General features: G+C 60.3%; 24 protein-coding genes, 1 other RNA gene and 1 riboswitch. Of the genes, 15 read left to right on the top strand and 10 right to left on the bottom strand.

Annotated elements, in window-relative coordinates; genetic code table 11:
• Positions 1-61: 61 nt before the first annotated feature.
• Positions 62-295, bottom strand: coding sequence for a hypothetical protein (locus PspS35_RS05260; protein WP_159933039.1), 234 nt, complete (start codon positions 293-295; stop codon positions 62-64).
• A gap of 194 nt (positions 296-489) precedes the next feature.
• Between PspS35_RS05260 and PspS35_RS05265 the strand changes: the two genes are divergently transcribed.
• Positions 490-1,077: a YajG family lipoprotein gene (locus tag PspS35_RS05265; RefSeq protein ID WP_159933040.1), complete on the top strand. Its 588-nt coding sequence runs from the start codon at positions 490-492 to the stop codon at positions 1,075-1,077.
• A gap of 56 nt (positions 1,078-1,133) precedes the next feature.
• Here the strand turns inward: PspS35_RS05265 and PspS35_RS05270 are convergent, their stop codons facing one another.
• Positions 1,134-1,343, bottom strand: a complete 210-nt coding sequence (locus PspS35_RS05270; protein ID WP_159933041.1) for a hypothetical protein — start codon at positions 1,341-1,343, stop codon at positions 1,134-1,136.
• A gap of 184 nt (positions 1,344-1,527) precedes the next feature.
• Between PspS35_RS05270 and PspS35_RS05275 the strand changes: the two genes are divergently transcribed.
• Positions 1,528-1,785, top strand: a complete 258-nt coding sequence (locus tag PspS35_RS05275) for a hypothetical protein (RefSeq protein WP_159933042.1) — start codon at positions 1,528-1,530, stop codon at positions 1,783-1,785.
• Positions 1,786-1,846: 61 nt separating this feature from the next.
• Here PspS35_RS05275 and PspS35_RS05280 read toward each other — a convergent pair whose 3' ends face one another.
• Positions 1,847-3,010, bottom strand: a complete 1,164-nt coding sequence (locus PspS35_RS05280) for a 1-acyl-sn-glycerol-3-phosphate acyltransferase (RefSeq protein WP_174244785.1) — start codon at positions 3,008-3,010, stop codon at positions 1,847-1,849.
• Between the two features lie 133 nt (positions 3,011-3,143).
• On the opposite strand from PspS35_RS05280, the gene PspS35_RS05285 reads away from it, so the two are divergent.
• The 4 genes from PspS35_RS05285 to PspS35_RS05300 all read left to right on the top strand — a co-directional run bounded on the left by PspS35_RS05285 (position 3,144) and on the right by PspS35_RS05300 (position 5,202).
• A complete protein-coding gene (locus PspS35_RS05285) occupies positions 3,144-3,326 on the top strand; it encodes a CPXCG motif-containing cysteine-rich protein (RefSeq protein WP_159933044.1) in 183 nt (60 codons plus the stop codon).
• Positions 3,327-3,337: 11 nt separating this feature from the next.
• Entirely contained in the window at positions 3,338-3,598 is a 261-nt protein-coding gene (locus PspS35_RS05290) for a DUF2007 domain-containing protein (RefSeq protein WP_095183856.1), read from the top strand.
• Positions 3,599-3,634: 36 nt separating this feature from the next.
• The gene (locus tag PspS35_RS05295) at positions 3,635-4,255 is read left to right on the top strand and encodes an SOS response-associated peptidase (protein WP_159933045.1); all 621 of its coding nucleotides are present in this window, start codon (positions 3,635-3,637) and stop codon (positions 4,253-4,255) included.
• A gap of 128 nt (positions 4,256-4,383) precedes the next feature.
• Positions 4,384-5,202, top strand: coding sequence for a M48 family metallopeptidase (locus PspS35_RS05300; protein ID WP_032886302.1), 819 nt, complete (start codon positions 4,384-4,386; stop codon positions 5,200-5,202).
• A gap of 111 nt (positions 5,203-5,313) precedes the next feature.
• On the opposite strand, the gene PspS35_RS05305 is transcribed toward PspS35_RS05300, so the two are convergent.
• From PspS35_RS05305 to PspS35_RS05315, 3 genes are all read right to left on the bottom strand, one after another.
• On the bottom strand, positions 5,314-5,898 hold the full coding sequence (locus tag PspS35_RS05305; protein WP_159933046.1) for a TMEM165/GDT1 family protein: 585 nt from the start codon (positions 5,896-5,898) through the stop codon (positions 5,314-5,316).
• Positions 5,899-5,987: 89 nt separating this feature from the next.
• Positions 5,988-6,107, bottom strand: a riboswitch (yybP-ykoY riboswitch).
• Between the two features lie 51 nt (positions 6,108-6,158).
• The gene (locus PspS35_RS05310) at positions 6,159-7,157 is read right to left on the bottom strand and encodes a class I SAM-dependent methyltransferase (RefSeq protein WP_159933047.1); all 999 of its coding nucleotides are present in this window, start codon (positions 7,155-7,157) and stop codon (positions 6,159-6,161) included.
• A gap of 30 nt (positions 7,158-7,187) precedes the next feature.
• Positions 7,188-8,153, bottom strand: a complete 966-nt coding sequence (locus PspS35_RS05315; protein WP_159933048.1) for a 2-hydroxyacid dehydrogenase — start codon at positions 8,151-8,153, stop codon at positions 7,188-7,190.
• 84 nt (positions 8,154-8,237) lie between these two features.
• On the opposite strand from PspS35_RS05315, the gene PspS35_RS05320 reads away from it, so the two are divergent.
• The 7 genes from PspS35_RS05320 to PspS35_RS05350 all read left to right on the top strand — a co-directional run bounded on the left by PspS35_RS05320 (position 8,238) and on the right by PspS35_RS05350 (position 19,067).
• Positions 8,238-8,870 (top strand): LysE family transporter, encoded by a 633-nt coding sequence (locus PspS35_RS05320; RefSeq protein WP_159933049.1) that lies wholly within the window; start codon positions 8,238-8,240, stop codon positions 8,868-8,870.
• Between the two features lie 161 nt (positions 8,871-9,031).
• Positions 9,032-10,714 carry a fatty acid--CoA ligase gene (locus PspS35_RS05325; RefSeq protein WP_159933050.1) on the top strand — a complete coding sequence of 561 codons (1,683 nt, stop codon included), beginning with the start codon at positions 9,032-9,034 and terminating at the stop codon, positions 10,712-10,714.
• 330 nt (positions 10,715-11,044) lie between these two features.
• Entirely contained in the window at positions 11,045-12,937 is a 1,893-nt protein-coding gene (locus PspS35_RS05330) for a DUF1302 domain-containing protein (RefSeq protein WP_159933051.1), read from the top strand.
• Positions 12,938-12,981: 44 nt separating this feature from the next.
• The gene (locus tag PspS35_RS05335; protein ID WP_122307400.1) at positions 12,982-14,346 is read left to right on the top strand and encodes a DUF1329 domain-containing protein; all 1,365 of its coding nucleotides are present in this window, start codon (positions 12,982-12,984) and stop codon (positions 14,344-14,346) included.
• 242 nt (positions 14,347-14,588) lie between these two features.
• A complete protein-coding gene (locus tag PspS35_RS05340; protein WP_159933052.1) occupies positions 14,589-17,318 on the top strand; it encodes a LuxR C-terminal-related transcriptional regulator in 2,730 nt (909 codons plus the stop codon).
• Between the two features lie 132 nt (positions 17,319-17,450).
• Positions 17,451-18,095: an MBL fold metallo-hydrolase gene (locus PspS35_RS05345; RefSeq protein ID WP_159933053.1), complete on the top strand. Its 645-nt coding sequence runs from the start codon at positions 17,451-17,453 to the stop codon at positions 18,093-18,095.
• 207 nt (positions 18,096-18,302) lie between these two features.
• Complete coding sequence (locus PspS35_RS05350; protein ID WP_099584907.1) at positions 18,303-19,067, top strand: OmpA family protein; 765 nt, start codon at positions 18,303-18,305, stop codon at positions 19,065-19,067.
• A gap of 68 nt (positions 19,068-19,135) precedes the next feature.
• Here the strand turns inward: PspS35_RS05350 and PspS35_RS05355 are convergent, their stop codons facing one another.
• From PspS35_RS05355 to PspS35_RS05370, 4 genes are all read right to left on the bottom strand, one after another.
• The gene (locus PspS35_RS05355) at positions 19,136-19,717 is read right to left on the bottom strand and encodes a BON domain-containing protein (RefSeq protein ID WP_159933054.1); all 582 of its coding nucleotides are present in this window, start codon (positions 19,715-19,717) and stop codon (positions 19,136-19,138) included.
• Positions 19,714-20,307 carry a phosphoheptose isomerase gene (locus tag PspS35_RS05360; protein WP_007904374.1) on the bottom strand — a complete coding sequence of 198 codons (594 nt, stop codon included), beginning with the start codon at positions 20,305-20,307 and terminating at the stop codon, positions 19,714-19,716. The genes PspS35_RS05355 and PspS35_RS05360 overlap by 4 nt, the downstream gene beginning before the upstream one ends.
• A 92-nt stretch (positions 20,308-20,399) precedes the next feature.
• Positions 20,400-20,771, bottom strand: a complete 372-nt coding sequence (locus PspS35_RS05365; protein WP_159933055.1) for a YraN family protein — start codon at positions 20,769-20,771, stop codon at positions 20,400-20,402.
• Positions 20,771-22,582: a penicillin-binding protein activator gene (locus PspS35_RS05370; RefSeq protein WP_159933056.1), complete on the bottom strand. Its 1,812-nt coding sequence runs from the start codon at positions 22,580-22,582 to the stop codon at positions 20,771-20,773. Before PspS35_RS05370 ends, PspS35_RS05365 begins: the two co-directional genes overlap by 1 nt.
• 176 nt (positions 22,583-22,758) lie before the next feature.
• Here PspS35_RS05370 and rsmI point away from each other — a divergent pair, with 176 nt between their 5' ends.
• The gene (gene rsmI / locus PspS35_RS05375) at positions 22,759-23,664 is read left to right on the top strand and encodes a 16S rRNA (cytidine(1402)-2'-O)-methyltransferase (protein ID WP_174244786.1); all 906 of its coding nucleotides are present in this window, start codon (positions 22,759-22,761) and stop codon (positions 23,662-23,664) included.
• Between the two features lie 96 nt (positions 23,665-23,760).
• An RNA gene (gene rnpB / locus PspS35_RS05380) (RNase P RNA component class A) lies at positions 23,761-24,114 on the top strand.
• Positions 24,115-24,329: the final 215 nt, after the last annotated feature.

The raw sequence follows: 24,329 nt of genomic DNA on the forward strand, positions 1-24,329 counted from the left end.
AGATTGTAGCGAAGAACGTCAGGGAAATGGGCGTGTTTTATGACTTTTATTAGGTCTTCGGTCAGGCGGCCAACGGCTGATGACGCGGCGACCGCACTGGGCGTGGGCTGACACGGGCGCGGGTGGGCAGCGGGTGGTGCATCCAGCTCAGGCGGATTTCTGCGATTTCCACCCAACCATCACCCACCGGCGGCTGGCTGCATTCCTTGAAGGCTTGGCAGCGGCCTTGCGCATCAAGCCGGGCGAACTGGCGAAGGGCGGGCTTGCGGATAAACAGTGACCAGAGAAATTGCATGGCGACAGACCTCCTGAAGTTAGGGTCAAGCATGCCTGGCGAGGATGACGAGCCGATGTAACCGCTATTACATATCGGTGACAGCGAACCGCTGCCGAGGCGATGAGTCATAGGTTGTAACTGATGCTAGTTCCCCGCGGGGGCGCCCCGTTATACTGCCGGCCTGTCGGTACCTGATTTCTGGAGAGAAGCACATGTTGCAACGCCTGTTGTTCGGTTTGATCACTGTGACCAGTTTGGCCCTGGCTGGCTGCGCCAACAGCCCGCAACAACTGAGCCCGCAACCCAAGCTCACCACGCAGCTGGCGCCGGTGGGGCACGGCCAGCCGGTGTCGGTACGTGTGGTGGATGGTCGTGCGTCGCCTACATTGGGCTCTCGCGGTGGCCTGTACCCGGAGACCGCGCTTATCTCGGTGACCGGTCAGGACGTGCTGCCCAAGCTGCAAGCCCAGGCCGAAGCGGCCGTGCGCCTGCTGGGCTTCACCCCGAGCGCCAACGCGCCGGGCGCTCCTCAGTTGACCATCACCTTGGCAGAGCTGAAGTACCAGTCGCCCAAGGAAGGCCTGTACGTGACTGAAGCCGCCATCGGCGCAACGTTCAAGTCCGACGTCACTGCGGGTACCCGTCGCTACAGCGGCCGCTACGGCGCATCGCTGAACCAGCGTTTCGGTATGTCGCCGAACCAGGAAACCAACACCAAGCTGGTCAGCGACGTTCTGAGTGACGCCTTGACCCGCCTGTTCAAGGATCCAAGCATCGGTTCATTGCTCAGCGCGCAGTAACTGTCCAGATAAAGACCGGGCTCATTGTTGAGCCCGGTTTTTTTTCGCCTTCAGTTTCACGCGGCAATGTCGATACAGAAGTCCAGCATGCTCACACCGGTCAACAGATCGGCCTCCGGCGAGTCCGCATGCTGGTGCCCGCCAAGGGCGCAATACACCAGCCAATGGCGGTCCTGCACGTTGAACGCCAGGCCGCCGACCAGCGCCTCCTGCTCATCGCTCTGGGCCATCAGATACAGCCGATCCTGGTTGTGCGCGTGCAACATGACAAGCTCCCGAATGTTCGAAGGGCAACAGAGTGGCTTGTTAAGGTGACGTTCAGGTGACGCTGTAAATTACTGGATACATTGACCGTCCATGGGGGATGGAGCGTTTTAGGCGCTGCAGGCCACTGTCCGTTCAGGTGTGTATCTGAACCGATACCCAGACACTGTTTTCCTGAGGTTTGCGATGGCGCTGCCCGCACTATTGATCAATGCTGTGGCTTTATTGGTGGCCTGCCCCGGTGCGGCGCTGCTGTTTGTTACCCGCTTGTGCGAGCAGCGCGCCATGGCCGAGTTGACTGCACAAAGCGAAGACCGGGCCATCGATCAGCCCATGTTGTTCCTGGATGTGCGCACCGAACGGGCGCATCGCATGGCTTACCGAATCGGCTTCGCCTGCCTGGGGTTGGGGCTGGCGATTTCCTGGTTCAGCACCCACTTCTAAAAACACCGCAAAACAAATGTGGGAGTGGGCAAGCGCCCTCCCACATTTTTTTGATCGGTGGTTACAGCGCGATTCCGGCCTTGACCCGATACTGATTACGCACCGGCGTTGCATATTGCACCACCAGAAACGGTCGGTGCTCCGCCGGGCATTCGTTCAAGCGCCGTTCCCACTCCGCCTTCGCCCTGGCCAGCTCATCCGCCGGGAACACCTCGGCCGCCTTTGGCACCTGCAATTGCGGGTCGGCGTCGCTCCATTGGGCGTACGCCAGGTAGTGCACCGGAAACAGTCGATAACCGCCGAGAATCTGCCGGTCCATTTCCACGGCCAGCACCTTGGTGTCTTCGAACCGCTCGGTAATAGGCGGCGCGAAGTTGATGTGCACGCGGCCTTTATAGCCGGTGATGCCCAACGCGATGCTCACGTCATCTTCACCCTGCGCTTTGACGTAGGTGCCGGTGGTGGCGCGGATATACAGCTCGCGGGCCTTGGCGGTATCGCACGGGTCGTACTCGTAGCTGATGGACACCGGCGTCAGGTTCAGCGACTGGATGACCTCGGCAAACGGCTCGTCCTTGCGGCTGACGTGGAACATCTTGAGGATCGCCGACTCGGTGCGGTCATCCCCATCCTTGGCGCGGCCTTCGGCCTGGGCGATCCAGATCGACTGGCAGTCGTTGCGGATCGAATGGTTGATGTAGGCCGACAGCAGGTTGAACGCTGCCATCTTTTCCTTTCGCCCGGTGATCGAGCGGTGCACGATGAAGCTCTTGTTCAGGCGCATCAGGTCGCTGACAAACGGCTTTTGCAGCAGGTTGTCGCCAATGGCGATGCGCGGCGTCGGCAGGCCGGCGTGGTAAACGGCGTAGTTGACGAAGGCCGGGTCCATCACGATGTCGCGATGGTTGGCCAAAAACAGGTAGGCGCTGCCGGACTTGAGCTGCTCGACGCCGGTGTAGGTCACGCCGTCGGTCGCCCGGTCGATGGTGTGGTCGACGTAATACTCGACTTTGTCCTGCAGCGTGGCCACGGTGGTGACACCGGCGAATTCACGGCGCAGCTTGCGGGCAATCATCGGCTTGAGCAGCCAGCCCAGGGCGCCGGCAAAGCGCGGGAAGCGGAAGTGGGTCAGGATGTCCAGAAAGGCCTTGTCACTGAACAGCCTGTCCAGCACTGCCGGGACTTCGCTGTCGTTGTAAGGTCGGATGGTATCGAATTCGCCCATCATGCTCTCTTGTTAGAAACGGCTAGGGTAAGTAGAGGAAATACCAGGGTGCGGTCTGAGTAATGGGCTCAGCCGATCTATAACCCTGTAAATAGACCGGCGATTATACGCACAAGTCACTTGGGAGACTGCGATGCTGGAAACTGCGACCTACGATTGTCCTTATTGTGGTGAAGAGGTCGAGACAACGGTGGACTTGTCCGGCGGTGATCAGGTTTACATAGAAGACTGTCAGGTGTGTTGCAGGCCGATTACTTTTGATCTGCAGGTGCATGGTGACGAATGGATGCTTGAGACTCGCAGCGAAAACGAATAACGGGTACAGCCATGCAGCGAATCTATGAACCGGAAAACCTGATGGAGGGCGAGCTGCTGCAACAGATGCTCGCCAGCGAAGGCATCGAGGCGCACCTGGTGGGGCGCCATTTGCTCGGCGGCACCGGTGAATTGCCGATCTTTGGCCTGCTGGGCCTGGAAGTGGACAACGACCGGGCCGCTGACGCCCGCGAACTGATTACCGCGTATATCGGCGCGCAGCCCCTGCCCGGCGATGAGCCCGACAGCTTCCCCGACGTGCTGGTCTGTTAGGCTGTAGGCTGGTTTACCCAAGAGTCGTGTTGCCCCATGTGTGGACGTTATGCCCTGTTTCGCTGGAACCCTTCCTTTGCTGCCTTGCCGGGCTTTCCGGCTGACCAGCAGGCCCAGTGGAACATCTCCCCGAATGATTCGGTGCTGATCCAGCGCCTGAACGAAGGACAGCACACCTTGGCCCGCGCCCGTTGGGGCCTGACCCCGCCGTGGCTCACCGATCTGTCCCGCACCCCCGCCCATGCCCGCGCCGAAACCCTGGCCGAGCAACCGATGTTCCGCGAACCCTTTCGCCAGCGTCGCTGCCTGCTGCCGGCCAACGGTTTCTACGAGTGGCGCGGCACCCAGCGCAAACGCCCGTACTGGTTGACGCCGGGGGAGGGGTCTACGTTGTTTTTTGCGGCGATCTGGGAAGCCTACCCGGTGCAGGAGCAGGTGTGGCTGAGCACGGCGGTCGTCACCCAGGCTGCGCAGAGTCAGCGCCGGCCGTTGATTCTGGACGCGGCGGGGCAGGCCGCCTGGCTCGATCCCGAAACGCCATTGCATGTGTTGCAAGGCCTGTTGGCCAGTGAACCCATCGCCTTGCGCGAGCGGGTCCTGGCCAACATGGTCAACGACCCCAAGCTCAACGGGCCAGAGTGCCTGACCCCGGCTTGAGCCTCAATATCGCTGTGGGATGTATCCGAAAATCAGCGGTTACACGTCTGGTGTATCTGGCGCCGATACAAATGAGCGCCTACGATACGCGCGATGTTTTATGGGCGTTTTTCAGGGAGAGAGTGTTGATGAAGAGAACATTGGCGGTAAGTGTGTTGGCTGCGGCGATGTTGCTGGCGGGTTGTCAGTCGGTCAACACCACCAGCGGCGGTGCCGTTGGGGTTGAGCGCAAGCAATACATGTTCAGCATGCTGTCGAGTCAGGAAGTCGACCAGATGTATGCCCAGTCCTACCAGCAGACGTTGGGTGAAGCCAGTACCAAAGGCCAGTTGGACAAGACCAGCGCCAACGCCAAGCGTGTGCAGGCCATCGCCAAGCGCTTGATCGCCCAGGCGCCCACCTTCCGCCCGGATGCGGCGCAGTGGAAGTGGGAAGTGAATTTGATCAAAAGCGATGAGATGAACGCCAACTGCGGGCCTGGCGGCAAGATCTTCGTGTACAGCGCGTTGATCGACAATCTCAAGCTGACCGATGACGAACTGGCTGCCGTGATGGGCCATGAAATCGCCCATGCCTTGCGTGAGCACGGCCGTGAGGCGATGTCCAAGGCGTACGGTATCGAGATCGCCAAGCAGGGCGCCGGTGCGTTGTTCGGCTTGGGCCAGGACAGCCTGGCACTGGCCGATACGGTGGCCAACTACGGCATGACCTTGCCTAACAGCCGCAGCAATGAAAACGAAGCGGACCTGATCGGCCTGGAGCTGTCTGCCCGCGCCGGCTACAACCCGAACGCAGCCATCACGCTGTGGAACAAGATGGCCAAGGCATCGGAAGGTTCGCCGCCGGAATTCATGAGCACTCACCCCGCGTCCGACAGCCGGATCGCTTCGTTGCAGGCGGCGATTCCGAAGGTCATGCCGCTTTACCAGCAGGCCAAGAAGTCCTAAGGCCTGATTAAGATCCAAATGTAGGAGGGGGCTTGCTCCCGATAGCAGCGTTCCAGTCAATACATCAGTTGACTGGCCCACCGCCATCGGGAGCAAACCCCCTCCCACCTTTCAGATCCAGCCGCTGCTTTGCATGGCCTTGTACACCGCGACAACCGCCAGCACAAAGAACGCCGTAGCCGCCAGTCGACGAATCATGGTCAACGGCAGTTTCTCCGCCGCAAAATTCCCCGCCAGAACCACCGGTACGTTGGCAATCAACATGCCCAGGGTGGTGCCGATAATCACCAGCCACAACTCCGGATATTGCGCCGCCAGCATCACCGTGGCGATCTGGGTTTTGTCACCGATTTCCGCCAGGAAGAAGGCAATCAACGTCGTCAGGAATGGCCCGAACTTGCGGGTGGTGCTGGCTTCGTCGTCATCGAGCTTGTCCGGCACCAGGGTCCACAGTGCCGTGGCGCAGAAGCTTGCCGCGAGGATCCAATGCAACACCGCATCCGAGAAGAAGCTGCCAAACCAGGCGCCCACGGCACCAGCGGCCGCATGGTTGGCCAGGGTCGCGGCGACGATGCCGGCGATGATGGGCCAGGGCTTGCGAAAGCGAGCAGCGAGAATGAGCGCGAGCAGTTGCGTCTTGTCGCCGATTTCGGCCAAGGCAACGATTGCGGTAGGAACGAGTAGTGAATCCAGCATCAGGTAAGTTTCCAAGGGCGGGTCGACACGGCTATGACACGTACAGCCTTCCCGCCCCGGGTAAGGTGTTCGTGTCATAGGTCTTGTCAAACCCCGGTCCGTCTGTGCGGACTCCTGGGTCGCATACGCCATGGTCTGTTGACCAAGTATGTTGACGTATGCCGGACGAGCATGGCGCTCGTGGGAGACTACTCCCCTAGGACGGAGCGGATTCTGCCTAGGCAAAACCCATTCGGCAAGCCTTCTTTTTCAAACGCTCGTCAGCCGCGCTTGGCACGGTAGATGCGAAAACCGCTGCCCTCGGCCTTGACCGCACATACGCCCAGATGCTCTTCGATCAGTGGCTGATACTTCAGGAAGCTATTGGCGACAAGGCGAAGTTCGCCGCCTTTTGCCAGGTGTTTCGCCGCTTTTCGCAGCAGGTTTTCGGTGGCGAAATAGTCGGTGTGCACCCCGACATGGAACGGTGGGTTGCTCAGAATCGCATTCAAGCCCATCGGCGCGGCGTCGATGCCATCCCCGGTCAGCACCTCGGCCTCCAAGCCATTGGCGGCCAGGGTCAGGCGGCTGCTGGCGGCGGCGAAGGCGTCTACATCCAGCATCGTCACGCTGTTGTGCGGGTAGCGACGTTTTACCGCAGCCCCGAGCACGCCGGCGCCGCAACCGAAGTCCAGCAGATGACCGCTGGGCAGTTTGTCCAAATGCTCCAGCAGCAACTCGGTGCCACGGTCCAGGCGGCCATGGCTGAACACGCCGGGTAGGCTCACTACCTTTAGCGGGCCTTCGGCCAGCGGCACGTCGAAGACTTGCGCCAGGCTTTCCAGGTCCACCGCTTGCGGCGCGTTGGCCACGGTGATTTGCCACAGTTGGCAATGCCGTGCGTTATCCAGCTTGCGCGGTTTGCCAAAGGGGATCATTTGCTTGGCGGCGCTTTCGATGCCGCTTTTTTTCTCGCCGACCAGAAACAGTTCGGCACCGGGCAGACGTGCGGCCACGGCGTTGAGCAGGTAGTCGGTGAGGTCCTTGGACTTGGGCAGGAAGATCACCGCTGCGTCGAACTTACGCTGCGGCACATTCACGCCAAATTGGCTGCGCTCGGGGAACCGCGCATCGAGCGCCGCCTGATCGCCAGCATGCCAGCACCAGGCGTGAGCGTTGGGCAGGCGCCCCAGTAGGTCGTCGGCGGGCAAGCCCACCAACAACAGGTTACCTTGAAAAAGTTCGGCCTGACGAAGCAGTACTTCACTGCGCGGATCCATAGTCTGCTCCTTGAAAAGGGGCGCAGTTTATCAACTGACGACGCGCAGCGGGGCGCCGCTGAAAAAGCCCTGGGCGTTTTCCGTCAGTTGGCCGACGATGCGCTGGCGCGCCTCGCGACTGCCCCAGGCATTGTGCGGTGTGACGATCAACCGCGGAATGTCACCGGCCAGCAACGGGTTGCCATTGACCGGAGGCTCCACGCTCAACACATCGGTGGCCGCGCCGCCCAAATGACCGCTGCGCAAGGCATCCGCCAGGGCCTGTTCGTTGATCAAACCACCGCGTGCAGTATTGACCACAAACGCCCCTGGTTTGAGCAGTGCCAGCTCGCGGGCGCCGATAAAGTCGCGGGTATGCTCGTTGAGCGGGCAGTGCAAGGTAAGGGCGTCGACCTGCGTGAGCAGCTCATCCAGAGGTACACGGTCTGCACGGGCAGGGCGACCCGCAATCGCGCCAAGCAGTACGCGCATGCCAAACGCCTCGGCCAGCCGCGCGACTGCGCCGCCCAGTTCGCCGTGGCCCAGCAGACCCAGCGTCTTGCCTTCCAGCTCAACGATAGGGTGGTCCAGCAGGCAGAACTGCTTGGCCTGTTGCCATTTGCCGGCGGCCACATCCCGTTGATAGTCCTTCAGACGAGTCGCCAGATTCAGCAGCAGCATGATCGTATGCTGCGCCACCGATGGCGTACCGTAGCCTTGGCAATTGCTCACGGTGATGCCCTGGGCGCGGGCAGCCTCAAGGTCGACGTTGTTGGTGCCGGTGGCCGATACCAGGATCAGCTTGAGTTCCGGGCAGGCCGCCAGGGTTTCGGCACTGAGGGCGATCTTGTTACTGATGACCACCTGCACACCTTGCAGGCGCTCGATCACATTCTGTGGCGTGGTGTCGGAGTACAGCTGCAGGTCGCTGAAGCACTCTCGTAGACCGCTGAGGTTGAGGTCCCCAAGGTCCAGGGACGGGTGATCAAGGAAGGCGGCGCGGCGATTGTTCGTCATCAACTGTACCTTTTGCGACAGGGTTCGAAGGCGTAATCTGCCGAGCCTATCAGATGAAATAATCCGTTACTTAATGGAGTGAGTATGTACGCCGCCGAGTTTTTGACCGTAGCCTTGATCCACCTGTTGGCGGTGGCCAGCCCCGGCCCGGATTTCGCCGTGGTGGTCCGCGAAAGCGTGACCCATGGCCGTCGCGCTGGCACCTGGACCGCACTGGGCGTGGGCTCGGCAATTTTCCTGCATGTGGGTTACTCGTTGCTCGGCATTGGCTTGATCGTGTCCCAGTCCATCGTGCTGTTCAACGCACTCAAATGGGCAGCGGCGGCATACCTGCTGTACATCGGCTTCAAGGCCCTGCGCGCGCAGCCAGCCAAGCCCGCCGCCGAGGGCGAGTTGCACCGTGAAGCGGGCGAGCGCACGCCACGCGGCGCGTTTACCGCAGGCTTTGTGACCAATGGTTTGAACCCGAAGGCCACGTTGTTCTTCCTGTCGCTGTTCACCGTGGTGATCAACCCGCACACGCCGCTGGCCGTGCAGGCGGGTTACGGTGTGTACCTGGCGGTGGCGACGGCGTTGTGGTTCTGCATGGTGGCCATGCTGTTCAGCCAACAGCGCGTGCGCGCCGGGTTTGCGCGGATGGGGCATTGGTTTGATCGGACCATGGGAGCGGTGTTGATTGCGATTGGGGTGAAGTTGGCGTTTACCAGTATGAAATAATCGCCCCTCCCATATTTGATCTTCATGAGCCCAAGGTAGTGGCGCAAAGCTAGCATTCCTCGGCCTCTGCAAATCATTCCTTTGGCTGATTTGGCTGAAACATAAGCGCTCTACAGTGCAGATCGTTCAGCCAAGACCGTGCAGTCATAAAAGGGATTCGTATGTTGCAGACCCGTGTTATTCCCCCCGCCGAAGGTGCGTACCAATATCCACTGTTGATCAAGCGCCTGCTGATGTCCGGTGCTCGCTACGAAAAGACCCGGGAAATCGTCTATCGCGACAAGCTGCGCTACACCTACCCGACCTTGATCGAACGGGTCGCGCGCTTGGCCAATGTGCTGACCGAAGCCGGGGTCAAGGCCGGTGACACCGTGGCAGTGATGGATTGGGACAGCCATCGTTACCTGGAATGCATGTTCGCCATCCCGATGATCGGCGCGGTGATCCACACCATCAACGTGCGCCTGTCGCCGGAGCAAATTCTCTACACCATGAATCACGCCGAAGACCGCTTTGTGCTGGTCAACAGTGAGTTCGTGGGCCTTTACCAGGCCATCGCCGGGCAGCTCACCACCGTCGACAAGACGCTGCTGCTCACTGACGGCGAATCAAAAACGGCTGAGCTCCCCAGCCTGGTGGGCGAGTACGAAACCCTGCTCGCCGCTGCCAGCCCCAAGTACGACTTCCAGGATTTCGACGAGCACTCCGTCGCCACCACGTTCTACACCACCGGCACCACCGGTAACCCTAAAGGCGTGTATTTCACCCATCGCCAATTGGTGCTGCACACCATCGGCGTGGCAACCATCATGGGCAGCATCGACAGCGTGCGCTTGCTGGGCACCAACGACGTGTACATGCCGATCACTCCAATGTTCCACGTGCATGCCTGGGGCTTGCCGTATGTGGCGACCATGCTCGGCCTCAAGCAGGTCTACCCTGGTCGCTACGACCCGGAATACCTGGTGGAGTTGTGGCGCAGGGAGAAGGTCACTTTCTCCCACTGCGTGCCGACCATCCTGCAAATGGTGCTCAACGCCAAGGCCGCTCAGGGCGTGGATTTTGGCGGTTGGAAAATCGTCATCGGCGGCAGCGCGCTCAATCGCACGTTGTATGAGGCGGCGAAGGCGCGTGGGATTCAACTGACCGCCGCGTACGGCATGTCCGAGACTGGCCCGTTGGTGTCCTGCGCTCACCTCAACGAAGAGCTGTTGGCCGGTAGCGAAGACGAGCGCATCACCTACCGCATCAAAGCCGGCGTGCCCGGACCGTTGGTGGAAGCGGCGATCATGGACACTGAGGGTAACTTCCTGCCCGCCGATGGCGAGTCCCAGGGCGAGTTGGTACTGCGTGCGCCATGGCTCAGCGAAGGTTATTTCAACGAGCCGCAGAAGGGCGCGGAGTTGTGGGCCGGTGGCTGGATGCACACTGGCGACGTGGCCACCCTCGACGCGTTTGGCGTGATCGATATCCGCGACCGCATTAAGGATGTGATCAAGACCGGTGGCGAGTGGATCTCCTCCCTGGCCCTCGAAGACCTGGTCAGCCGTCACCCGGCGGTACGCGAAGTAGCGGTGGTGGGCATCGCCGATCCGCAGTGGGGCGAGCGCCCGTTTGCGCTGTTGGTGGTGCATGATGGCCATGTGATAGGGGCTCGCGAGCTCAAGGAACACCTCAAGCCTTTTGTCGAACTGGGCCATTTGAGCAAATGGGCGATTCCGAGCCAGATCGCCATTGTTACGGAAATTCCCAAGACCAGCGTCGGCAAGCTCGACAAAAAACGTATCCGCATCGACATCATCGAATGGCAGGCCAACAACAGCTCCTTCCTGTCGACCCTCTGACGCCTCTCGCCGTGCCCCCTCGGGCACGGCAATGCTCTATCTTGCGGCTTTACTTGTGATTTGCCGATTTTCAGCCATCCTCACCGCGTCGGCCTTCGCCGACATGGCGAAAGGGCTGTGGCAGACGGGTCGGTGATGCAAATCACACTTTAGAGGGATCAAGCGGTACCCCCTGCTGGCTATAGTCCCACCATGAGTTTTTCAAGGATGCGTCGCTTCGGGCCATGGAGGTTCAGTTGCCAGGCGGCATTGGAATCGTTGTGTTCCGGCCGTTACAAGCATCACAAAAGAACTCACTGCCATAACAATAATGCACATGGAGTAGCGTCGATGACCTCAGTAAACCAGTTCTGGCGCCGGGCAAGACTGCCGTTGGCCGTCAGCCTCGCCTCTACGCTCGCCGGGCCCGCATTCGGCGTCAGTTTCAATATCGGTGAAATCGAAGGGAGTTTTGACTCGTCGCTTTCGGTGGGGGCGAGTTGGAGTACTTCCAAGGCCAACCGTGACCTGATCGGTGTCAACAACGGCGGTAAGGGCTTGTCCCAGACCACCGACGACGGTCACTTGAACTTCAAACGAGGAGAGACCTTCTCGAAGATCTTCAAGGGTATTCATGACCTTGAATTGAAGTACGGCGATACCGGTGTGTTTGTGCGCGGCAAGTATTGGTATGACTTTGAGCTCAAAGACGAAAGCCGTCCGTTTAAAGACATCAGCGATAACAACCGCAAAGAGGGCGCCAAGTCCTCTGGCGGGCAGATTCTCGACGCGTTTATCTACCACAACTACTCCATTGCCGATGAGCCGGGCTCTGTTCGTTTCGGTAAACAGGTGGTGAGCTGGGGTGAAAGTACCTTTATCGGTGGCGGTATCAACTCGATCAACCCGATCGATGTGGCAGCGTTCCGCCGTCCCGGTGCCGAGGTCAAGGAAGGGCTGATCCCGGTCAACATGTTCTATATCTCTCAGAACTTGACCGAAAACCTGTCGGCAGAAGCCTTCTATCAGTTGGAATGGGACCAGACCGTTACCGATAACTGCGGGACCTTCTTCTCGCAGCCGGACAACATCTCTGATGGCTGTAACGACAACCTGCGCCTGCTGGCCAAACGTTCGACCATTTCTGCGACTGCTCCGGGGCGCGGGGCTCTAGCCGCGATGCAGGCACGTGGCGTCGATGTCAACGAAGAGGGTGCGCTGGTGCGCCGCAGTGGCGACCGTGACGCCCGCGACAGCGGCCAGTTCGGTGCGGCCTTCCATTACAACTTCGAGCCGCTGGACACCGAGTTCGGCGCCTACTTCATGAACTACCACAGTCGTGCGCCGATCTTCAGCGCCACTGCGGCACCTCAGTCGGCCTACGACATCGCCCCAGGCTTTGGTACGTTGGCACCGGTGTGGATCGCTGGTAACTCGAAATATTTCGTAGAGTATCCGGAAGACATCCGTCTGTATGGCTTGAGCTTCTCTACCACCTTACCGACGGGGACCGCGTGGAGTGGTGAGCTGAGCTATCGGCCGAATGCGCCGGTTCAGTTGAACAGTACCGATATCCTCTATTCCGGTGTGCGGCGCTTGGGCGGCAATTTTACCGATGCATCCCTGCTCAATGGGGTACCTGGACAGGACATGCATGGCTATCGTCGCAAGGAAATCACTCAGTTCCAGACCACCTTCACGCATTTCTTCGATCAAGTCATGGGCGCCAGTCGCCTGACGCTTGTAGGGGAAGTCGGGATTACCCATGTGGGCGGCCTGGAGAGCAAGTCGGATTTGCGTTACGGTCGTGACCCGGTGTTCGGCCCTGGCGCCTTGCCGGCCACCCCTGGTGGACAGAGCACCTGCCAGGTTCTCAACGCCGGCACTATCGGCGGCGCAGGGGCGGGCACCGATGCCAGCAACCTGACCTCCAACTGCAACAACGACGGCTTCACCACAGCCAACTCCTGGGGCTATCGCGGTCGCGCAATTTGGGAATACCCGGATGTGTTCGCTGGTGTAAACCTCAAACCCAACGTGGCCTGGTCCCACGACGTCAAAGGGTACTCGCCAGGTCCTGGCGCTAACTTCGAGGAAGGTCGCAAAGCTATCAGTCTGGGGCTCGACGCGGAGTACCAGAATACTTACACCGCCAGCCTGGCCTACACCAACTTCTTCGGGGGCGACTACAGCACCGTGAATGACCGCGACTTCGTCGCGTTGAGTTTCGGCGCCAACTTCTAAGCACACTTTTTCCAGGTTGCATGTATTTCAGGAAGAACCAGAACATGAAAATAACCAAAAGTCTGTTGCACGTAGGTGTGCTTGGGCTGTCGATCCTGGCGAGCAACGTCATGGCGGCAGTGTCGGCGGATGAAGCCGCCAAGCTGGGCACCTCCCTGACCCCGATGGGCGCTGAAATGGCCGGTAACGCCGCGGGCACCATCCCGAAATGGTCACCGATGCCGACCAATGCCGGTGCAGTGGATGCCAAAGGTTTCCTCGCCAACCCGTACGCCAGCGAGCAGCCGCAATTCACGATCACCGCGCAAAACGTCGAGCAGTACAAAGACAAGCTGGCGCCGGGGCAGTACGCGATGTTCAAGCGTTACCCGGAAACCTTCAAGATGCCGGTCTACCCGACCCATCGCGGCGCTACCGTGCCGGCCGAGGTGTTTGCCTCCATCAAGAAAAACGCCACCACTACCAACCTGGTGTCCGGCGGCAACGGCCTGGAGAACTTTGAAACGGCCGTGCCGTTCCCGATCCCGAAAACCGGTGTGGAAGTCATCTGGAACCACATCACCCGTTACCGGGGTGGCAGCGTGACTCGCCTGGTGACCCAGGCCACGCCGCAAACCAACGGTTCCTACAGCCTGGTGTACTTCCGCGACCAGTTCGTGTTCCGCGACAAGATGAAGGACTTCGACCCGAAAAACCCAGGCAACGTGCTGTTCTACTTCAAGCAGCAAGTGACCGCGCCGGCACGTCTGGCCGGTGGTGTACTGCTGGTGCACGAAACCCTGGACCAAGTGAAGGAACCGCGTTCGGCATGGGTCTACAACGCCGGTCAGCGCCGTGTGCGCCGGGCGCCGCAAGTGTCCTATGACGGGCCGGGTACTGCCGCCGACGGCCTGCGTACCTCCGACAACCTCGACATGTACAACGGTGCGCCGGATCGCTACGACTGGAAACTGGAAGGCAAGAAGGAAATCTACATCGCCTCCAACAGCTACAAGATCGACGATCCGAAGCTCAAGTACGCCGACATCATCAAGGCCGGCCACATCAACCAAGACCTGACGCGCTACGAGCTGCGTCGCGTCTGGCACGTGGTCGCCACCTTGAAGGAAGGCCAGCGTCACATCTACGCCAAGCGTGACTTCTTCATCGACGAAGACACCTGGCAAGCCGCGGTGATCGATCACTACGACGGTCGTGGCCAGCTGTGGCGCGTCGCCGAAGCCCATGCCGAGAACTACTACGACAAGCAAGTGCCGTGGTACGCCCTGGAAACCCTCTACGACCTGCAGTCCGGCCGCTACCTGGCCCTGGGCATGAAGAACGAAGAGAAGCAGGCGTATGACTTCGGCTTCACCGCCACCACCAGCGACTTCACCCCAGCAGCCCTGCGCCAGGATGGTGTTCGCTAACCTGCAGCCGTACCCAAATGTGGGAGGGGGCTTGCCCCCGATAGCGATGTGACAGTCAGCCTAGGCATTGACTGATCCACCGCCATCGGGAGCAAGCCCCCTCCCACTTTTTGTTTGCCGCGATATTTCTTGTCGCAGTTCTTTTTCAGGCAAATGTTGCAAAGATCTACAAACCTGCTGCTTTTACCGCTAGTCTGCGGGCATCTGCAATGCCGACAACAGCCTTCTACAAGAGCCCGGCGATGACTGATCTGTCCCGAATCCAAGGGCCTGCCAGTGCGGTCATTCCGACCCTGGAAGGTCGCTTCTACAGGCCACCGCTGCCTGACGGCTACGTGCTGCGCCCCCGCCTGTGTGAACGGCTGAGCGCCGGCCTCGAGGGGCGGTTGCTGCTGGTCAGCGCACCGGCGGGGTTCGGCAAGAGTTCGTTGGCGGTGGAATTCTGCCAGAGCCTGCCGGCCCACTGGCAAAGCCTGTGGCTGGGCCTGAGCCCGCGAGACAACGACCCGGGCCGTTTTCTGGAGCGCCTGCTCGAAGGCTTGCAGCACTACTTCCCGCAACTCGGCGCACAGTCCCTGGGCCTGCTGAAAATGCGCCAGCGCCACCAGCCGTTTGCTTTTGAAGAATGGCTCGACGGCCTGCTCGACGAACTGACGGTTCACTTGTCCACCCGTGCGCCGCTGTTGCTGGTGCTGGATGACTACCACCTGGCCCAAGGCCCGGTACTGGACCGCTGCCTGCAGTTTTTCCTCAACCATTTGCCCGATGGCTTGCTGGTGCTGGTGACCAGTCGCCAGCGCCCGGACTGGCACCTGGCGCGCTTGCGCCTGTCGCGGCATTTGCTGGAACTGCACGAGCAAGACCTGCGCCTGACTCATGCCGAATCCCTGGCGGTGCTGGACCGCCACAGCAGTTCGTTGAAGGGCGAGGCCCTCGATAACCTGATCCGGCGTAGCGAAGGTTGGGTCGCCGGGCTGCGATTCTGGTTGCTGGCCGCCTCCGAAGCCGGCAACGAAGGCGCCTTGCCCCAAAGCCTGCATGGCGGGGAAGGGTTGATCCGCGACTATCTGCTGGAAGAAGTGATCGACTGCCTGCCACCTGAAGTGCAGGCATTCCTGTTCGATACTGCGCCCCAGGAGCGTTTTTGCAGCGCGTTATGCGACGCCGTGCGCGAAGCCCATGACAGCGCCGAGATCCTGCGTTACCTGCAATCGCATCAAGTGTTCCTGGTGCCCCTCGACGAGCAGGGGCATTGGTACCGCTATCATCACTTGTTCTCCGATCTGCTGCGTACCCGACGTGCGAGCAGCAACGTATTGCCGGCCGCCAGTCTGCACCTGCGCGCGTGCCGTTGGTTCAATGCCCAAGGCTTGATTGATGAGGCGGTGGAGCAGGCGTTACGTGCCGGCCATCTCGACGTGGCGGCCAACCTGGTGCAGAACCTGTCCGAGGAGCAACTGCTGGCCGAGCAGAATGTCGGCATGCTGCTGCGTTGGAAAATGGACTTGCCCGACAGCCTGCTGATCAGCACGCCGCGTCTGATCGTGCTGTACAGCTGGGCATTGGGGCTGGCCTGCCAGTTGGATGCCGCAGAAGAATTATCCGGCTACCTCAGTCGCTTTCTACCCGCCCCGTCGGCCACGGCGCAAAAGTCGATGCTGGCCCAATGGCTGGCGCTGAGCGGGATTATCGCCCGGGGCCGGGGCGATCGAGAGTTGACCCAGCGCTATTGCAGCGAGGCGTTGGAAAGCCTGCCGCAACGGCGCTACGGCCAGCGGCTGGTGTGCCTGTCGACCCTGTCCAACCTGGCCATTGCCGATGGCGATCTGTGGCGCGCCCGTGGCCTGAACCGCGAATCCCTGGAGCTGGCGCAGCGTGTCGGCAACCCGCTGTTCGAGGCCCTGGCCCATTACGATCGAGCGCGGGTCTTGCAGGCGCGCGGTGAAATCCTGCGCGCCCTCGATGAAGTGCGCCAGGGCCTGCAACGTTTGCACGGCCTGGCGCCGCAGCGCTTGTACGCGGTACGTGCGCGGTTGTCGCTCTACGAGGGCTATTTGCTGATCGTGCGTAACCAGGCTGAAAGCGGAATGGCCCTCCTGCGTGCAGGCCTGGCCGAAGCCCGTGCCTGCCGCGACATCAGCGTGCTGATAGGCCATTGCGTGATCGCCAACTTTGAAGGGCGGCGCAATGACTTCCCCCGGGCGTTCGCCGAACTCGCCGAGGCCGAACGCTTGATGCATATCTGGGACGTGCCGCCGATCTACTACCTGGCGATGATCACCCTGATCAAATGCGAGCTGTGGCTGGCCCAGGGCCGCACCGACCTGGCCGATGCCTGGCTGACCCGGTTGGGCCAGACCTATAACGGCGAGCATGCTGCGGCCGCACCGGAATTCCACCCCCACCTGCCGCAACATATCGGGCTGCAACAGGCGGCCCTCGATGCCATCCGTCATCAGCCCGATGCGGCATTGCAACGACTCGAAGGGCTGGTGCAGCATGCCCATGACAGTGGGCGCCAGATGATTGCCCTGATGGCGCTTACCCAGCAGGCGCAGTTGCTGCTGGACAGTGGCCAGGATGCCAAGGCGCGAGTGGTATTGGCCCGCGCCCTTGAGGCGGGTGCCGGAGGGGCGTTGCAACCGTTCCAGCGCTTGCTGGAAGGCTACCCGGACTGGATGCGCGAGCAACTGGGCAAAGACCCCCACGGCCTGTTGAATCAAAATTTGCTGACGCAGCTGCCGGCGGTTGCGGCAGTCGAAATCTCGTCTACCCACGAAACCCTGAGCGTGCGCGAGCTGGCGGTCCTGCAACTGATCGCCCAAGGTTGCTCCAACCAGGAAATCAGCAACCGGTTGTTTATCTCCCTGCATACGGTCAAGACCCATGCCAGCCATATCAACAGCAAGCTCGGCGTGGAGCGGCGTACCCAGGCTGTAGCGAGGGCGCAGGAGTTAAGGTTGATCGGTTAGCGATTGACGATGTGCGGTCGGCGAGCTTGTTGTGGCGAGCGAGTTTGCCCGCGCTGGAGCGCGAAGCGCCCCCCTTCTGTTTTAATGGTGCATTGACTTCAGCGCTATTTGATTTGCATCAGAGGACAGCCCTTGGAACCTACAACACCTGCGCTCATCCGCGAAACCTTCCCCGTCGGCCCCCTGCAATGCAACTGCACCATCATCGGCGACCCTCTCACCAAAAAAGCCATCGTAGTCGACCCGGGCGGCAACCATGAACTGATCCTGGCACGCCTTGAAGCGTTGGGCTTGAAGGTGGTGAGCATCATCCATACCCATGCCCATCTCGATCACTTCCTGGCATCAGGCCAGTTGAAAGAGAAGACTGGCGCGACCTTGCACCTGCACAAGGAAGACCAGTTCCTCTGGGATAACCTGGAAATGCAGTGCCAGATGTTTCGCGTGCCCTATACGCCAGTACCTTCGCCGGACCGCTGGCTGGAAGATGACGAAGAATTGGCGTGCGGCTGCGGCGTGGCGTTGCATACGCCGGGTCACACGCCGGGATCGATGAGCTTCTGGTTTGCCGATGCCAGGTTGCTGATTGCCGGGGACACATTGTTCCGGCGTGGTGTGGGGCGTACCGATTTGTGGGGCGGCGACCAGGCCACGATCGTACGTTCGATCAAGCAGCGGCTGTATACGCTCGACGAGGGCGCGACGGTGGTGGCGGGTCACGGGCCTGACACGCGGTTGGGGGATGAGATGCGCGAGAACCCGTTTGTGCGGGCTTAAAGCAGGCGTTGTCAGCCCGTTGTAGAAAAACGCAGGTCGCGTTCAGCCGGTGTCTGCTACGGTTTCTATAGCGGTAATGCTGGCCACCTTTTGTTACAGCTGCGCGGGCGACGATGGAATTTTTGCCGTTTGTCGCGTTCTAAACTGGGCCCAGGTCCATTGCCAATGTCCTGTGCACCACAGAATGCAAAAGTAGGAGCTCCCTTCATGTTCACTCCGCGTCGTCTGCTTGTTGTCGCTACCGCCGTAGCCCTGTTGTCCGGCTGCGCTTCACCTAATCCTTATGACGGCAGCAGCCAGGGACAGGCGAATAATGAATCCAGCGGTATGAGCAAAACCGCCAAGTACGGCGGCCTCGGTGCCCTGGCCGGTGCATTGGCCGGTGCCGCCATCGACCATAACAACCGTGGCAAGGGCGCGCTGATCGGTGCGGTGGTTGCGGGTGCTGGCGCAGCCGGTTATGGCTACTATGCCGACCAGCAGGAAAAGAAACTGCGCGAGAGCATGGCCAACACCGGGGTTGAAGTTCAGCGCCAGGGCGACCAGATCAAACTGATCATGCCGGGCAACATCACCTTCGCCACCAACTCGGACGCGATTTCCAGCAGCTTCTATCAGCCACTGAACAATCTGGCCAACTCTCTCAAGCAGTTCAACCAGAACACCATCCAGATCGTAGGCTACACCGACAGTACCGGTAGCCGCCAACTGAACATGGACTTGTCCCAGCGTCGTGCGCAGAGCGTGGCCAACTACCTGACGTCGCAAGGTGTCAACGGCGCCAACCTGAGCGCACGTGGTGCCGGCCCTGATAACCCGATTGCCAGCAATGCCGACGTTAACGGTCGCGCCCAGAACCGTCGCGTAGAGGTCAACCTTGGGCCAATCCCAGGTCAGCAATACGGCGGTCAGCAGCAGGCGCCTCAACAAAACAACCAGTTCCAGGGCAACCCGTACCAGCAGTACCAGTAAACGCTGGCCAGAAAAAAGGGCGCCGTGCAGTCAATGCACGGCGCCCTTTTTTGTGGTTGTCGGTTACATCAGTCGATGTATTCGAACACTTTCACGATCTTCTGCACGCCGGACACACCCTGTACCAGGTTGGCTGCACGGGTGGCTTCTGCCTGGGTCAGCAGGCCCATCAGGTAGACAATCCCGTTGTCGGTGACGACTTTGATGCGCGAGCCTGGGATGGCGTTGTCAGTCAGCATCTGCGCCTTGATCTTGGTGGTCAGCAGCGCATCGTTGCTGATGGCCAGCAGGGTGATCGGGTCCATGACCTGCAGTTCGTTGTGGACCTTCTTGACTCGCTGGACCGAGGCGGCAGCCTGTTCAGCCTGGGCCTTCAGGTCGGCACGCGGCGTTTGGCCGGCGAGCAGTACCACGCCGTTGAAGCTGGTCACAACGATGCGCGACGCGCCGTTGCCCAGATCCGTGGCGGCTTTGGCGACGTTGACTTCAACCTTGGTTTCGATCAACGAATCGTCAATCTTGCTACCGAAGGTGCGGGTGCCCTTGTCATCCTGAATAGGGGTGTCACGCGTTGCAGTGATTGCCGTGCTGCAGCCGCTGATGCCGAGGCACAGCGTAATGGCCAAGAGGCCGAGGCGGTTAACGGTCATTCTTCACTCCCAAACAGTTGGCTGTCGATCAGATCGCACAGGCAGTGGATCGCCAGCAGGTGGACTTCCTGAATACGTGCGGTGACATTGGCCGGGACGCGAATCTCCACATCTTCGGGCAGCAGCAGCGAAGCCATGCCGCCACCATCGCGTCCGGTCAATGCTACGACAATCATTTCGCGATCATGTGCGGCCTGGATCGCTTGAATAATATTCGCCGAGTTGCCGCTGGTGGAAATCGCCAGCAGCACATCACCCGGTTGGCCCAGGGCGCGGATCTGCTTGGAGAAGATTTCGTTGTAGCTGTAGTCGTTGGCGATCGAGGTGATCGTCGACGAATCGGTGGTCAAGGCGATGGCCGGCAGGCTCGGCCGCTCACGCTCGAAGCGGTTGAGCAGTTCGGACGAGAAATGCTGGGCATCACCGGCCGAACCGCCGTTGCCGCACGAAAGCATTTTGCCCTCGTTGAGCAAGGCATTGACCATGACCTGACTGGCTTGCTCGATGTGCGGTGCAAGTACGTCCATCGCCTGTTGCTTGGTGTCGATGCTGGCCTGGAAAAGCTGGCGAATTCGGGATTGCATGTCCATCTGTGTGACCTTAAGTAGCGCGGCTGTTTGGCACAGGAATGTGCAGCCCGCAAAGCAAAGAGCAAAAGTGTGTGGTGAAGATGTCCGGCGAATCAGCTGTCGAAGGCATCTTTTAGCCAGTTCAGGTCAGCTTTGCCAGACGGTGTGCTTTCTATGGCAACCACGTCGAAACGGCAGGGGGAGTCGGCCCAGCGATGCTCTTTTTGCAGGAAAAACTGCGCGGCGAGTATCAGCTTCTGACGCTTGCGCCCGTCGATACTGGCGAGCGCGCCACCCCATTGTGCGTGTTTTCTGTAGCGGACTTCGACGAATACTACTGTATCGCCGTCAAGCATGACCAGATCAAGCTCGCCGCGTTTACATAACCAGTTCTGCGCCAGAAGGCGCAGACCTTGTTGTTGCAAGTGGTTCAGCGCGTGAAGTTCGGCATCCTTGCCACTCTGTGCGCTGGACCGCTGCTGCATCAGCGCGGGGTGTCCGGCAGGCGTTGAATCTCACCGCCGACGAACTTCGCCCATGGCATCTGGCGGTCAACGCGCTGGTTGGCACTGATGCCCAAGTTGCCCGAGAGGCCATCAACCCGTGTGTCCGGCAGTGCCTTGAGCTGGCCCAGGCGTGGCGCCAGGCGGTAGGCATCCACGCCCATCGCATACAGGCGGCCGAGGCTGCCATTGGCTTGTGGCCACTGCGCAGCCACCTGGTTGCGCAGCGGGTCGGTGGTGTTGAGCAGCCAAGGGGTTTCGCAGAACATCACGTTGGTCATGTCCAGGTACTGATTCTTGTCGCCACTGGCGCTGAAGACGTGGGATGTCGCATACACCGGCACATCGCCTGCGTACTGGAAGTTCAGCGTCGGCTTGATCTGCTGGGCCAGTTGCGGGGTAACGGCCAGGAAGATGAACTCGATGTCCTGGCGACGCGACGGTTGTGCTGCTACGTCGGCGCCGACGGCGCTTTGCAGGCTCTTGGCGCGACCTTCGCTTTTACGCAGTTGGAACAGGTCGGCGATTTGCTGGGCGAGGGCGACCGGCTGGTCGACATACTCGACACCGACAACCGTGCCGCCATTGGCTTCCCAATCCTGACGGAAAGCCTTGTAGACACGCTCGCCCCATTCGCCACGCGGCACCATTGCTGCAGCGCGGTGCAGGCCGTCGGCGCGGGCGCGACGCGAGACTTCGCGGGCTTCGTCTTCAGCGGCCAAGCCGAACTGGAACAACTGTGCCGGGCCTTGATCGGTCTCGCTGTAGTTCAGCGCCAGGGTGGTGATCGGCAGTTGCGGGCGGGCGCTGAGTTGTTTGACCAATGGCTTTTCCAGCGGGCCGACCACCAGTTGAACGCCGGTGGCCTGGGCCTTGGCGTAGAAGTCGTCGATAGAGGTCAGGCGCGAACTGTCATAGAACTCGATGACCGGAGGTTTCTGCCCGGCTTGTTCAGCCTGGTAGTGGGCCGCCATGAAGCCTTCGCGCAGGGCTTTGCCCACGGAGGCCAAGGGGCCGTCCTGGGGCAACAACAGGGCGATTTTGGTCAAGGGTTGGCTGGCGAGCTCCTTGAGCTTGGTCAGCGGCGTTGGCAGTTGCAGGGCGGCCGGGTGGTCCGGGTTCCGTGCGCGCCAGGTGTCGATAGCTGCCTGTTGTTGCTCCAGCGTACCAGCGCCTTTGACCGACTGCGCCAGGGTGATCCAGCCGTCCAGGGTCGGATTGCCGCTTGCTTGCAGTTGCTCGGCGGGCAGGGCTGCGATCAAGGTCCAGATGGCTTCGTGATTGCTGCTGGCGGCATCGCCGGTCAGCAACGGAGCCATGGCGACACGTTCGCGCGCCGCGGCCAGGGTCTGGCCATCGGCCTCATAAGCGCGTGCGTGTACGGTGTCGGTGCGGATCTGCTGGTCTGCGGGCAGGTCCTTGAGGCTTTGCAGGCTCGGATGGTTCAGGGCGGTCAACGCGGCCTTGGGTTGGTTGCGCGCCATCGCCAGTTCAGCTGCCAGGGTGCTGGCAAATACTTGGGCGGCGGGCTTGAGGGCATCCAGGGGCACTTGGGCAAGAATCTGCGACGAGCGGCCAGGGTTGTTCTGGCGGTAGGCCATGTCAGCCGCGCTCAGGCGCAGCAAGGCCGCCTTTTCTGGCGTCTTGGCGGTAGTAGCCTGTTCGAGCAGTTGCTCGATACTGGCATCCGGGGTCCGTGGAAGGTCGCCAAGGCTGGACGAGGGCGAGCTGGCGCAAGCGGCCAGTAAGGCAGCGAGGCAGAGGGCGGAGAGCAGCCGCAGGCAAGCGATCATGTAAGTGTTCCTGATACCGATCAAATTAGCGTGGAATTGTACCCAAGCACTGGCCCAGGCGCGATGTTACTGGCGTGAAACCGTCGATTTAGGTCGTGCAAATGTTGTAATGAGTGCTGAGTGGCTGAAAAGGCATCGCCTGTGATGGCATATTTTCGAGGCCCCTACGCGCTACAATGCGGCTTTTTCCAACTATCGAGGTGTGCGTTTTGACTGCTCCAGGTCCTTTGAATTCCACTGCAGGCTCGCTTTTTGTCGTGGCGACGCCCATTGGCAACCTGGACGACATCAGTGCCCGGGCGCTGAAAGTGTTGCGCGAGGTTAAATTGATCGCGGCGGAAGATACGCGGCACTCCCAGCGGTTGATGCAGCATTTTGGTATCAGCACGCCATTAGCGGCCTGTCACGAGCACAACGAACGCGAAGAAGGCAGTCGCTTTATCGTCCGCCTGCTGGCCGGTGACGATGTGGCACTGATCTCCGACGCGGGCACGCCGCTGATCTCCGACCCGGGCTACCACCTGGTTCGCCAGGCGCGGGCCGCTGGTATCAATGTAGTGCCTGTTCCGGGCGCGTGCGCGCTGATTGCTGCATTGTCGGCTGCTGGGTTGCCGTCCGACCGCTTTATTTTCGAAGGCTTCCTGCCAGCCAAGACCGTTGGGCGCCGTGCGCGTCTACAGGCGGTAAAGGAAGAACCGCGGACGTTGATCTTCTACGAAGCCCCGCACCGTATTCTGGAATGCCTGCAGGATATGGAACTGGTCTTCGGTGGCGAGCGCTTGGCATTGCTGGCGCGTGAGCTGACCAAGACCTTTGAAACCCTCAAGGGCCTGCCGCTGGAGGAGTTGCGTGCATTTGTAGAAGGCGACAGTAATCAGCAGCGGGGCGAGTGCGTCGTACTGGTGGCTGGCTGGACCGCGCCGGAGGCCGAGGATGCGGTCGGCAACGAGGCCATGCGTATCCTGGACCTGCTGCTCAAGGAAATGCCCCTCAAGCGCGCCGCGGCCCTGGCGTCGGAAATTACCGGTGTACGCAAGAACGTGCTGTATCAAGTCGCGCTGGATAAACAGAAAGCTGAATAGTTCCAGGGCTAAAGCTGTATTTCGTCTGAGCGTGATGGCGATGCTGCACTTTTAATACTTGTCCTGAAGCCGCCGTGCCGTTAACCTGCGCGGCGGAGAGTCGATTGGACAGTCGCTGCCCTCTATGAAAATTAGGGGGGGGAGGAAAGTCCGGGCTCCATAGGGCGAAGTGCCAGGTAATGCCTGGGAGGCGTGAGCCTACGGAAAGTGCCACAGAAAATAACCGCCTAAGCACTTCGGTGCCGGTAAGGGTGAAAAGGTGCGGTAAGAGCGCACCGCACGACTGGCAACAGTTCGTGGCTAGGTAAACCCCACTTGGAGCAAGACCAAATAGGGTCCCAAGGCGTGGCCCGCGCTGGGACCGGGTAGGTTGCTAAAGGTGTCCAGTGATGGCCATCGTAGACGAATGACTGTTCAAGACAGAACCCGGCTTACAGATCGACTCTCCACCTTATTTCCTTCTGTGCGAATCTCGGGCAGAAAACCGGTAGTAACGCAAGAATCCCTCCCTGCCAAATCATTGGCAGATGCATCTTCGTAATACCAAAAAAATCTTACTCTTAATAAATTACTTTAACTTTAAGTCCTAGCTCTTTGAGCTATTTGCCCTTATTGGGTCAAAAACACCGTCGAACTCTGGTTTCTCCTGCTTTTACGCTCCTAAA

Origin of the sequence: Pseudomonas sp. S35, assembly GCF_009866765.1 — a bacterium.
GTDB lineage: Bacteria > Pseudomonadota > Gammaproteobacteria > Pseudomonadales > Pseudomonadaceae > Aquipseudomonas.